Raw genomic sequence first — 13,305 nt, 5'->3', positions numbered from 1 at the left:
TAATTTTTAAGCTTTATTGGTTCTTTCAAGGGGCAATTGCAATACAAAAACAATTGAGCCGTCGGCTGTTTCTTTCAAAAATAAATCGCCATGGAGTAATTCAGTCAGCGACCTAGCCAAAGCCAAGCCAATGCCAGTACCTTCTTGTTTAGATTCTTTGAGGCGATAAAAAGGTTCAAAAATCTTTTCTTTCATCTCAAAAGGAATACTCAATCCATCATTTTCAAATTCAATAGTGATATAATCTGCATTTTCCAGTAATGGCAAAAGACGAATCGCTACTTTCTTTTGCGCAAATTTGATGGCATTACTAAAAAGATTACTGAAAATTTTGTTTAAAGCTTCTTCATCGACTAAAGCAAAAATATCATTTGGCGGATAATCAATGCTATACGCTAGTCTTCGCTTTTTAGTCAGCAAAGTAAAATTGCTATAAGAATCCTTGAGCATTTCGGTGATATTTATGCTGATAAAATCTACCGTAAAACTTTTGGTTTCAACTTTCCTGAAATCCAGAATTTGGGTCACCAAAGCAATTAAACGATTGGTGTTTCTTTCCATCAGCACCACGTCTTCTTTAATATCTGGATTTTCTTCTACTTGTTCTAAAAGATTCTCTACTGGTCCTTTTATCAAAGTAAGTGGCGTTCTGATTTCATGGGCTAAATTGGTAAAAAAGTCAATTTTGGCTTCATAAATTTCCTTCGCTTTTTTATCTTCAATGATGATTAAATAAGTTCTTAATAAATAATAAATCAACGAAATCGTAATGATTCCATAACATAAATAAGCCCAAATTGTAGCCCACCAAGGGGGTAAAATATTGATTATCAGAATCTTTTCTTCTTTACTCCAATTACCATTAATATAAGCCTTTAAGTGGAAAGTGTATTTTCTGGGTGCAAGATTGGTGAAATATACTTTACGATTGGGTTTGATGGCTGTCCATTCTTTATCCAAGCCTTTCATAAAATAACTGTACTCAGTCATTTCGGGCGAAATATAACTCAATGCGGCAAATTCTATATTGAAAGACGATTTATCATAAGGCAAAGTAATTTCGTTGGTGTAAATAATCGACTTTTTTAACAGTGAATGCTGACCATCAATTTCCTGTTCTTTGTTTTCTACACTAAAACCTGTGATATAAATCGGTGCCGAACTAGATGTTTTTATAATCTCATTCGAATTGAAGGTAATCATTCCTTTTACGCTACCAAAATACATTTTGCCATTGGCATCTTGGTAGCCAGAATTATAATTAAACTGGTCGGTTAGTAAGCCATTGTCTTTGGTATAAGTAACCATTTCTTTGCTTGTCGGATTATAATTTACCAGTCCTTTAGAAGTCGTAATCCACATATTATGCTGTTTATCTTCTAAAGCTTTATAGACAAAATTACTTGGCAAACCATCGTTGGTAGTAATGCTAGTAATGGTTTTTCGGTCATTACTTAATTTACAAAGTCCACCGCCTTCTGTAGAAAACCAAATGCAATGTTGGCTATCCTCATAAATGGCATTGATGTTATTGTTGGTGAGGCTAGTAGTGCTATTGGCTTCATGCCTTAGGTGTCCTTTTTCTTTGGTAATTGGATTAAAGTAATAAATCCCACCATGCGAACCCGCCCAAATAGTACCTTGGCTATCTTCAATAATCGTAGAAACCCAAATATTGTAAGGCATTTCTTTTATTATTTCAAAGCCATCAATTTTTGGATTATATTTATACAAAGCCGTAGCACCACCCACATAAATATCCCCTGATTTCGTTTGTAAAAAACTAACAATAAAGCTGTGTTTTAAATCATTTTTGCCTGTGCCAACATTATAATGACGGCGCACTTTGCCAGTTCGGATGTCTAGCACATCCAAACCGTGTTCAAAAGTTCCTATCCAAATATCATTTCCAGCAGCTAACAAACCGTGAATATTGGAGTAAGAAATACTCGTTTTTTCACCTGTTGGTAAAAACTGTGTAATGGCACCCGTTTTTGGGTTGAGCTTATTCAAACCTGCATCTTCAGTACCAATCCAAATATTTCCAAAACGGTCTTCACAAATTTCTCTGACGGCATTTCCGCTGATGGATTTTTTAGAATTATCGGCAAAAAACTTTTGAAAAAGAGAATGTCTTTTAGAGTAAAAGTTGATTCCCCCAAAATAAGTACCGACCCACATTCCACCTTCTTTGTCTTTACAAAGCGAATAAACGGCATTGTCTGCCAAAGAAAATGGATCCAAAAATTTCTTTTTGAGATTGATGAATTTGTTCGTCAGCGTATTCAAAATAAAAATGCCAGATTCGGTGGCAAACCATAATTCATGTTCAGAATATTGTTGAATATCACGCACATGTACTTTGGTTTTATCTGGATTCACACTCAAAATATCTTTATAAGTAGCCGTCGGGATGTCAAATTGCTTTAAACCTTGGCTGGCAGTTCCGATGTACAAAGTATTTTTACCGACAAAGTACATTTTATGAATCCAATTAGGGGAAACTTTAGGTGAATGCCAGAAAACATCATAAGTGCTAAAAGTACCAGTTTGCTCATTGAATTTCTTTAGAAAACCGTTACTTGTCGATGTCCAAAGTTTACCATCAGCATCTACGGCTAATGAAGTAGCTTCAAAAAAATCATAAGTTGGGAAAACCGTCAGTACTTTTTTCTCAAAATTGTAGCGACAAAGCATTAACCTCGAAATAAACCAAAGTTGGTTTTTACCATCTTGGGCAATGGCGTTGATTTCATCTACCAATTCCGATTTAATAAAACGAACCAAACGTTCCTTTTCATTATCAAAATAATATAAACCTTTGGTATTGCCAACCCATAACTTCCCTTCAGTGTCGGTTTTGAGACAATGAATCAAATCGGGATTGAAATTATTCTCTTCACTTGCCTTAAATGTTTTGAAGCGATAGCCATCAAAACGATTTAGTCCGTCTTTTGTTCCGAACCAAAGAAAGCCATTTTTGTCTTGTGCGCTGCAATAAACGGTATTATTAGAAAGTCCATTTTCTACTTGATAATGCCTAAAAAAGTAGGATTGCGCCATACTTTTGTTCAGATAAAAAGACAAAATAAGGGTGACGCCTAGCAGAAATACGATATGTTGCTGTTTTTTCAAAAAGTATAAATTGAATCTGAGAATGAATGATTGCCTTTGTGATGATAAAGTTATGAAATAATAATACAAACAATATAAAATGAAACATTATGGAGAAATAATGATACTTATTGAATTAAGTGTGGAAAATTGAAACGCTAATTTTGTAGCCATCTATTCAATTACAGTTGTATTGATGCCCAACAACATTATTTTTCAAATCATTTTAACATGAAAAAACTGATTTTATTCGGCTTGATATTGTGCAAAACAGCCTTTACGTTTGCCCAAAGTACTAAAGCCCCTGCTTATCCGCTCATTACGCATGACCCATATTTTAGTATTTGGTCGAATAGCGACAATTTGAATGCTTCGCCAACCAAACATTGGACGGGTACAGACCATTCTTTGATTGGAATGTTAAAAGTTGATGGACAAACTTACCGCTTTTTAGGAGCACCAAGCACAAATTATAGCAGTATTTTACCAGCAGGTGATGAAGTAAATTATACAGCAAAATACACAGAAACAAAGCCTTCGGAAGATTGGATGAATCCTAATTTTGATGATAAACAATGGCAAAATGGTTTAGCGCCTTTCGGTAATGTAAGAGGTACTTCAAAAACTTTATGGTTGACGAACGATATTTGGGTTCGTCGTGAATTCACCTTGGATAAGATAAATTTTAAAGAACCCATCTTAAAATTACAGTACGATGACGAAGTAAAAGTGTATTTGAATGGAGATTTGATTTACACAGCAGGCTGTTGCGCAGGGAAGTTCCTTTACTTGCCAATGTCAACCGAAATGAAAAGTAAACTCAAAAAAGGTAAAAACGTTTTAGCGATTCATGTAAAAAATACTGGCGGTGGCGATGCACTGTTAGACGCAGGCATTGTTGAAAAAGTAATTAATCCCGCTGAAAATTTGATTCGTTTGGCAGCACAAAAAAGTGTAAAATTGAACGCTACACAAACTATTTATGACTTTACTTGTGGCAAAACAAACCTTACACTTACGTTCACTTCGCCTTTATTAATCAATGAACTTGATATTTTGGCTAGACCAGTTTCTTATATCAGCGCTAAAGTAAAAGCGAATGATGGAAAGCAACATAGTGTACAATTGTACTTGGGTGCTTCGACGGACATTGCTACCAACACGACTGCACAAGTAGTAAAAGTCGAAAAATATAACAGTAATCATCTCAGTATTTTAAAAGCTGGAACGGAAGAGCAAGCCATTTTAAAGAAAAGAGGCGATGACCTTCGTATTGATTGGGGTTATATGTATGTAGCTACCAAAACGGGAGCGAATGTAAAACAATCAATTAGCAATATGCCTGTTAATCCATTTCAATCAACAGGAACGGAACTTTCATCAGGAAAGCGTTTGGTATTGAATACAATCGTTGACATGGGCAAAATTACTTCTTCTCAAAAAGAACAAGTAATCATGTTGGGTTATGACGATTTGTATGCCATCCAATATTTTGGACAAAATCTTCGTCCTTGGTGGAATAATAATGGCACAATAAGTATCGAAAGTCAGCTAGATTTAGCGTCAAAAGAGTATGATTCAATCATCAAAAAATGTGAAGTAACAAACGCAACCATTTATAATGATGCTTTGAAAGCTGGCGGTGAAAAATATGCCAAATTATGTGAATTGGCTTATCGTCAAAGTATTGCGGCGCATAAATTATTGAAAAGTCCAACGGGAGAAACTTTGTTTTTATCGAAAGAAAATTTCAGTAATGGCTCTATTAATACGGTTGATGTTACTTATCCTTCGGCACCACTTTTCTTGGCTTATAATCCTGAATTGATGAGAGGAATGTTAAATGGTATTTTCTATTACAGCGAAAGTGGTAAATGGGCAAAACCATTCCCAGCGCATGATTTAGGTACATATCCATTAGCCAACGGACAAACTTATGGCGAAGACATGCCAGTGGAAGAATGTGGTAATATGATGATTTTGGCGGCAGCCATTTGTAAAGCTGAAGGCAATAACGATTATGCCAAAAAACATTGGGATGTCATGAAAATTTGGGCTGATTTCTTAACAAAAGAAGGTTTTGACCCAGCAAATCAATTGTGTACAGATGATTTTGCAGGACATTTAGCACGTAATATTAATCTTTCTGCCAAAGCCATTGTAGCACTTGAAACGTTCACACAATTAGCTAAAGAAATTGGGGAAACCGCTACTTACCAAAAGTATGATGCTATCACAAAAGGTTTTGTAACGAAGTGGATAGAAATGGCAAAAGATGGTGACCACTATGCTTTGACTTTCGATAAAAAAGGGACTTGGAGCCAGAAATATAATTTGGTTTGGGATAAAGTATTGAATTTGAATTACTTCCCGAAAGAAGTTTTTGATACTGAAGTAAAATACTATTTAACGAAACAAAATGAATTTGGTTTGCCACTTGATAGCAGAGCGACTTATACAAAATCTGACTGGGTAATTTGGACATCGGTATTAACTAACAATGACAAAGATTTTCAAGCTTTAGTCAACCCAATGTTTGAATATGCTGTTAAAACTAATTCAAGAGTACCGATTAGCGATTGGCACGAAACTAAAACGGGCAAAATGGTAGGTTTTCAGGCTAGAAGTGTTGTTGGCGGTTATTACATGAAAGTATTAGAACAAAAATTGAAAAATAAATAGAGAGGAATCAGTTTATGATGTCGTTTACTATTATCCAATTTAGCAATGGCATCGCATAAAAAATGGAGCAAATTTGCTCCATTTTTTTATTTACAGCCAAAAACAATTTACTACTTTTCAGAAAGTCTCAATAAAATTTCAATCATTCCTGCTTGATTAACCAAATTGACAGCTTTGTTTTTTCCCATTAATCCTTGTGCATTCAAGTCGTTTGTTAAAGCAACATCTGTACAAGTTTTAAAAGCATTCAGGTATTTTTCATCTTTATCATATTTGTAAAGATGTTTAAATGCTCTCAACATCACTGCATTAAACCAATAATCATCTTTGAATTTTGGTTTTGCATAAAAAGTTTTTAAAGATGATTCCGCAATGGTTTTCGCTTCTATCAAGTACTTTTTATCTTTCGTGATTTCATATAAATAAACATTACTTTGAAGCATCGCACCAGTATTATAAGTATAAGCGTGCTTGTCAATCACATCGGTTTTGATGACTACATTATCATAAAAAATACCTTCTGGCGAACGCAACCTTTTGTTTGTCCAATCATAAAGATTTTCTGCCACCTTCAAATACTTTTTGTCTTTCGTAGCCTTGTACAATTGCAAAGCCAAAATAATACCCGGTGCATTCGAACAAGTATTTTTGGTTATTTTATCTACTTCACGCCAGTAAAGTCCACCACCAGCGGCTTCGTCGTAGCCCGTCATCATAAAATCGTAAATCATTATCGAGGTTTTCAAGTAATCTTTTCTCTTATTTCTTTCGTAAGCATCCATAAGAGCAATACCAACCCATTGGTTATCATCATAATAACGATCGCCACCGCCCAATTTCACCAAGTAAGAATCGTAGCCGCCGATTGAATTCTTTTCAGAATAATAGGCATTGATGGCGCTCATCACATCAGACATATAGTCTTTTTTAGGTTGTGCTTTTTCTAATTCATTCACTACTTGAATCATGCAACACAAACCCCATAAATGCGAAAACTTTCGTTCAAGGGTATCGACATCCGTATAGAGTTTTGCGTTTTTGTCATAAAATCGCTCTTGCACTTTTTCATATAAACTGAGTGCTTCTTGCTGATATTTTTGACTGTAAGCAATTTGATTAATCAATAATAAAGTGATGATAATAGTAAAGTGTTGTTTGATTTTCATCGTTTTTTTGTTTAGCGTAAATTAATTTTGGAATCCGAAAGTGGTTTCATTCAAGTATTTTGACTGTAAATAGTTGATAAATCCTTATTAGCCCTTGATTATCTTTCAGCTGAGAAATACCCTTTTGTCAATAAAAAATCTCAAAAAAGAATCAACCAGTGAGGAATAATAAAGCTAAAATCTCATGGAAAAAAGACGGGCATTTTCTAAGAAAAATGTGCTATCAAATTTGCGTAAAGTTTAAAAAACGATGAACAAATACTTTGGTGATATGTTTCATATTATATTCAAAATGACACAAAATAGATAATTTCAATTATTTATTTAACTTAATGAAGATTTGTTTCTGTAATTTCCCTTTGAAATACCTTTTTGATGGAAATACTGTTAGCCATTTTTCCATTAAGATTTTACGAAACAATCACGTACATTTGGCATTAAAGTGCTTTTAAAGCGAGATTTCCATCAATATTGAATAAATGAGCTAGCTCATAAAATACAAATCCTAACTACTTTATTAGATTATTTAACATTTCATCATTATGAATCTAGCATTTCCAAACAACATTTTTAAAGTTCTTCCTTCGCCATGCTTACTATTATCAATGGATGAAAAAGACTTTAAAATCATCGATATTAATGATGCTTATTTAAAAATGTGCGCTTTAGATAATGTTGATTTAATCGGAAAAAGCATTTTTGAGATACAAGGAACACAAGCTGAAATACGCTCATCACTTAGGCTTTCTTTAGCAAAAGTGGTTCAACAGAAAATACCTCATACAATTTCTGTTTCGCCAACGGCAGTGTTAAACAAAGAAGACCAATATTGGGAAATAACACATACTCCTATTTTGGAAGGCGAACAAGTACAATTCGTTATGCAAACGCTAGTGGATGTTAGTGAACGTGTTTTGCAGAAACAACAATTAGAACAGGCGAATGAAATCATTAGCAAAAACACTGAGCTACTGAATAAAGCTGAAGTCATTTCAAAATTTGGTACTTGGGAGTTAGATTTTAAAACGAATAAACTACATTGGTCAGACGGAGTCTATCGAATTTGTGGTTATGAGCCAAAAGCTTTTGAAGTAAATTTTGAAAGAGGTTTGGGCGTAATTCATCCAGAAGATAGATCAATGGCTATTGCAGCAATGGAAAGTGCCATGCAAACGGGGAAGGAGTACAGGGTTGAAAAAAGATTTCTTCTTGAAGACCAGACAATCAAACACATTATTTCGAGAGGAAGCTTAGTTAAAGATCAAGAGGGTAATGCCATAAAATTGTTTGGCGTTTTTCAAGATATTACCGATGAAAAACTTCAACAGATTGCGCTTCAAAAAACAAAAGAGAAGCTTCATAAAGTCATGCAATCGTCTTTGGATATGATTTGTACCATTGATATAGAAGGACGATTCATACAAGTAAGTGATGCTTCTTTCAAAATTTTAGGCTATAAACCTGAAGAATTGATAGGAAAACATTTTATCAATTATGTACACCCAGAAGATTGCAATCGAACAATAGAAAGAGAAAATATCATAAAAAGTGGTGTAGAAACAACAAATTTCCAGAACAGATATATTCATAAAGAAGGTTGGACAGTGCCAATTACTTGGTCGAGTACTTGGGACGAAATAGACCAACTTTATTACAGCGTTGCTAAAGACGCAACTGAAAAAAAAGCCAATGAATTAGCGTTGGTAGAATTGGTAAAACAATACAAACATCTTTTTGAAAACAATCCTGCTCCAATGTTTATTTGGGATTTCAAAACTCTTGAGATTGTGGATTGCAATGAAGTAGCCCATACCAAATATGGTTATACTCGTGAAGAATTTTTGGCATTAACCATCTTAGATTTAAGACCAATGTCTGAAATTCCAGAGATGTTTGAGGTCATATATAGCGAAGAAAGCTATAAGAGACTTTACAAGAAAACAAGAATTCATCAGACTAAAAATGGGGAACTCATAAAAGTTGAAGGCTTGGGACGTTTAATGGACTATCAAGGAAGACGAGTAGTTTTAGTACAAATAAATGATGTTACTGAAAAAGAGAACGTTTTACAAGAATTAAGAGATAATGAAATAAAACTGCGTGCAGCCACTAATATTGCTAAATTAGGTTACTGGCAAGTAAATATCAAAGAGCAAAGTCTGTATTGGTCAGACGAAGTATATGTTATTTGGGGACTTTCAAAACAATCATTTAAGGTTAATAACGAGTCGTTCTTACTTACTTTACAAGCAGAAGACAGAGAGCATTATATCGAGCAACAAGCCACTGCGTTGAAAGGAGAAAAAGACCTTGACATACAGTACCGTATTATTTTGCCAGATGGTTCGAGTAAATGGATTTATGAAATCGGGAAAATTATCAGAGATGAAGATGGTAATCCACTCTTTTTAGAAGGAACGGTACAGGATATTACCGAATATCAAAATAGTCAAATCGCATTAAAAGAAAGAAATAAGTTTATTGAAACTGCTTTAGAAAACTTGCCGATTGGTATTGCAGTAAATAAAATAGATGAAGGAACAGCCACTTTGATGAACAAAAAGTTTAGTGAAATTTATGGCTGGACAAATGAAGATATTTTAGATATTACTACTTTCTTTGAAAAAATATATCCTGATGAAGCTTATAGAAAAGAAATAAGCGAACGCATTATGACGGATATTTTAAGTGGAGATAAGAGTAGAATGAGTTGGGAAGGAATAACCATCACTACTAAAACGGGTGAAAAACGCATTGTAAACGCCAAAAATATTCCGATTTACGAGCAAAACCTGATGATTTCTACTGTGGTAGATGTTACAGATAAAGTGGAAGCTCAAAAATCTGTTATTGAAAGTAATGAAAGATACCAATTTGCTTCTAAAGCAACTTCTGATGCTATATGGGATTGGGATTTAGAAAATAATATTATTCTTTGGGGAGAAGGATACCGCAATATGTTTGGTCATGAACATGAATCTCCTACAACTATTTTAGACTCTTGGACTTGCTACTTACATCCTGATGATAAAGAGAGAGTCATTAAAAGTATCAACCTTTCTATTGAAGGTACTGGAAATAATTGGTACGATGAATACCGCTTTCAAAGAGCTGATGGCAAATATGCGCATGTGATTGATAAGGGATTCCTCATCAGAAATGAGCAAGGAAAAGGCATTAGAATGGTAGGTGCGATACAGGATATTACTTTACAAAAGGAAAGAGAACGCCAATTGAAATTGTTAGAGTCTGTGGTGGTAAATACAAATGATGCAGTAATGATTACTGAAGCTGAACCTTTTGATGAACCCGGACCAAGAATTTTGTATGTAAACGAAGCCTTTACCAGCATGACTGGCTATACTTCTGAAGAAGTAATCGGAAAAACACCTCGTATTTTACAAGGTCCAAAATCTGATAGAGCAGAATTAGCTCGTTTAAGTAAGTCTTTGCGTAAATGGGAACCTTGTGAAATTACCACCATCAATTATAAGAAAAATGGAGAGGAATTCTGGATAAATTTCACCGTAATTCCAGTGGCAGACGAAACGGGTTGGTTTACTCATTGGATTTCCATTGAAAGAGATATTACCGAAATAAAATTAGCAGAAGAAGCTCAGAAACAACTTAAAAAATTAGAGTTATCGTTGGAGAAAGAACGTGAAATGAACATCCTTAAAAATCGTTTCACAGCACTTGCTTCTCATGAATTCAGAACACCCATTGCGACCATTGTAAGTAGTATTGATATTCTGGATATTTATGTAAACATGATTGAAAATGAAACGCTTAAAGAAAAAACGAAACAACATTTAAGCAAAATCGTGTTTCAGTCGAATCGTCTTACAGAAATGTTGAGAGATATTTTATTATTGGAAAAAACTAGCGTGAATCACGAAGAGTACAATGTTGAATCCATTGATATTATCCAATTGATTCATCATGTAAATAATCAATATTATATCGACCGAAAAGACGGTAGAAGTTTAGATTTAATATTGCCAGAAAAACACAGATTGATTACTTCTAATACTTCATTCTTGAACCATATCATCAGTAATTTGGTGAATAATGCTTTTAAGTATTCACCAAATGCTAAAAACCCAAGTTTAGAATTAGTTTTTGCTCAAGATACTTTCAACCTTATCATTACCGATTATGGAATTGGGATTCCTGTGGCTGATCAGGAGCATTTATTTGAACTGTTTTTCAGGGCGAATAATGTATTACAAATCGAAGGAACAGGCTTGGGGTTAACCATTACCAAAGAATTTACCAATATTTTAGGCGGACAAATTTCATTTATAAGTACCGAAGGGAAAGGCACTTCTTTCACCTTAACCTTCCCTTATGATGCTAAAACAAAAGCTTGTTAAGCTGCAAAATGTATGGAATAAAAGGCAAGAGGTTTATGGATGTAACATGAATTGAATTTTGGTAACATATTTAATAGTTTAATGTTTTGATGAATAGCTAATTTGTTGATATTGAGCTAGTTGATTTTTGTATCAAAATTGGAATTTTTGGAAAGATTAATACATCATTTAAAAAATATCTACCAGTAATTTTGAATCATAGAAAAGCACAAAGGTCAACTTTGGCATTCACTCACTATTTAAATGATGAAAAAATGATTTACATTAAAATGGCTAAACACATAAGCTTGCTTTGCATAGTCTTCGTTTTGTTTTTGACAACAGAAGGCTTTGGACAGCATCATGAAACATCAAAATTATACCAAAAACAACACAGACCTCAATTCCATTTTTCACCTGCTAAAGGTTGGATGAACGACCCCAACGGAATGTTTTTTTATGAAGGGGAGTATCATTTATTCTATCAACATTATCCTGATAAAACCGTTTGGGGACCCATGCACTGGGGACATGCTGTTAGTAAAAACTTAACACACTGGGAAAACCTACCCATTGCACTTTATCCTGATACTTTAGGCTATATTTTTTCAGGAAGTGCCGTGGTTGACTGGAAAAATACAAGTGGTTTTGGTATCAATAATCAACCGCCACTAGTAGCTATTTTTACTTATCATAATATGGAAGGGGAAAAAGCTGGAAAAAATGATTTCGAAAGTCAGGGAATTGCTTATAGTAACGATAAAGGACGCACTTGGACAAAATTCACAGGAAACCCAGTTGTTAAAAATACAGGAACACGTGATTTTAGAGACCCAAAAGTAATTTGGGATGAAGCCCATAATCAATGGGTAATGTCGCTTGCTGTGCAAGATCATCATGAATTTTGGGTTTCTAAAAACTTGAAAGATTGGGAAAATACAGGAAGTTTTGGAAAAGAATGGGGTAATCACGGTGGCGTTTGGGAATGTGCAGATATGTTTCCGTTAAAAGATGGTAATGTTACCAAATGGGTTTTAATTGTAAACATTAATCCGGGTGGACCAAACGGTGGTTCAGGAACACAATACTTCGTGGGTGATTTTGATGGAAAAACTTTTATTCTTGACGAAGCCCTTAAACCTTTTGTAAAAAATGGCAACGGACTTTGGTTGGATTATGGCAGAGATAATTATGCGGGCGTAACTTGGTCGGATATTCCAAAAGCTGATGGTAGAAGAATTTTAATCGGTTGGATGAGTAACTGGCAATATGCTAATATTGTTCCAACTGGAGTATGGAGAAGTGCCGCTACACTTCCAAGAGTATTAAGTTTAAAATCAACTAGCCAAGGCTACAGAGTTGCCGTTACTCCTGTTAAAGAACTTCAAGGCTTGAGAAATCCTGCTAAAAAAGCGCTACAATTAAGTAATTTAAACATTGCAGGTTCGCTAGATGTTACTTCGAAATTGAACTTTAAGCCTACTTTATCTGAATTGGAACTATCTTTTGAGAAACCACAAAAAGGGAAGGTGGAAGTAGAACTCTCAAACAGTAAAGGTGAAAAATATATCATTGGTTATGATAGTGAAAATAATACTTTCTTTAGCGATAGAACCAAATCTGGGAAAATAGATTTTTCTGATACTTTTGCTCAAAAAGTACATCTTGCACCAAGATTAGCGAGTGACAAAACTATCAAATTACACGTTTATTTCGACGTATCATCAGCTGAGTTATTTGCAGATAATGGCGAAACAGTAATTACCGATATTTTCTTTCCGAATGAAGATTACACAAAAATGAAAATCAATACTTCTGAAAAAACTTTCAAAGTAAAGGCCTTCAAAGTCTGGAATTTGAAAAGTAGTTGGAAGTAAGATTCCATTAATGTTGCGTACAACTAATAAGTTAAGAGTTGTGAATTGTGAGTGATGAATATAAAAATACAGGTATATATCACTTTAATTCATAGAATAACTTCGTTTATT

The 13,305-nt window shown here is 34.3% G+C and carries 5 protein-coding genes; 3 read left to right on the top strand and 2 right to left on the bottom strand.

Going from position 1 to position 13,305, the window contains the following annotated elements; all coding sequences use genetic code 11:
- Window positions 1-6: 6 nt before the first annotated feature.
- Complete coding sequence (locus tag ABID42_RS07895; RefSeq protein WP_367283172.1) at window positions 7-3,063, bottom strand: ligand-binding sensor domain-containing protein; 3,057 nt, start codon at window positions 3,061-3,063, stop codon at window positions 7-9.
- A 282-nt stretch (window positions 3,064-3,345) separates the two neighbouring features.
- Here ABID42_RS07895 and ABID42_RS07890 point away from each other — a divergent pair, with 282 nt between their 5' ends.
- The gene (locus tag ABID42_RS07890) at window positions 3,346-5,796 is read left to right on the top strand and encodes a glutaminase family protein (protein ID WP_367283171.1); all 2,451 of its coding nucleotides are present in this window, start codon (window positions 3,346-3,348) and stop codon (window positions 5,794-5,796) included.
- Window positions 5,797-5,906: 110 nt separating this feature from the next.
- Here ABID42_RS07890 and ABID42_RS07885 read toward each other — a convergent pair whose 3' ends face one another.
- Entirely contained in the window at window positions 5,907-6,962 is a 1,056-nt protein-coding gene (locus ABID42_RS07885; RefSeq protein WP_323259282.1) for a glycoside hydrolase family 76 protein, read from the bottom strand.
- A 542-nt stretch (window positions 6,963-7,504) separates the two neighbouring features.
- On the opposite strand from ABID42_RS07885, the gene ABID42_RS07880 reads away from it, so the two are divergent.
- Complete coding sequence (locus ABID42_RS07880) at window positions 7,505-11,338, top strand: PAS domain S-box protein (protein ID WP_367283170.1); 3,834 nt, start codon at window positions 7,505-7,507, stop codon at window positions 11,336-11,338.
- A gap of 269 nt (window positions 11,339-11,607) precedes the next feature.
- Entirely contained in the window at window positions 11,608-13,194 is a 1,587-nt protein-coding gene (locus ABID42_RS07875; protein ID WP_367283169.1) for a glycoside hydrolase family 32 protein, read from the top strand.
- The last annotated feature ends 111 nt before the right edge of the window (window positions 13,195-13,305 follow it).

The organism is Arcicella rosea (assembly GCF_040543805.1).
GTDB classification, from domain to species: domain Bacteria; phylum Bacteroidota; class Bacteroidia; order Cytophagales; family Spirosomataceae; genus Arcicella; species Arcicella rosea.
Note: the sequence above shows the minus strand (reverse complement) of the source record. Positions and strands in the feature narration are given on the sequence as shown.

Coding starts and splice junctions, on each gene's coding strand:
- ABID42_RS07895 (WP_367283172.1), bottom strand. CDS start 3,063: ATGGCGCAATCCTACTTTTTTAGGCATTATCAAGTAGAAAATGGACTT.
- ABID42_RS07890 (WP_367283171.1), top strand. CDS start 3,346: ATGAAAAAACTGATTTTATTCGGCTTGATATTGTGCAAAACAGCCTTT.
- ABID42_RS07885 (WP_323259282.1), bottom strand. CDS start 6,962: ATGAAAATCAAACAACACTTTACTATTATCATCACTTTATTATTGATT.
- ABID42_RS07880 (WP_367283170.1), top strand. CDS start 7,505: ATGAATCTAGCATTTCCAAACAACATTTTTAAAGTTCTTCCTTCGCCA.
- ABID42_RS07875 (WP_367283169.1), top strand. CDS start 11,608: ATGGCTAAACACATAAGCTTGCTTTGCATAGTCTTCGTTTTGTTTTTG.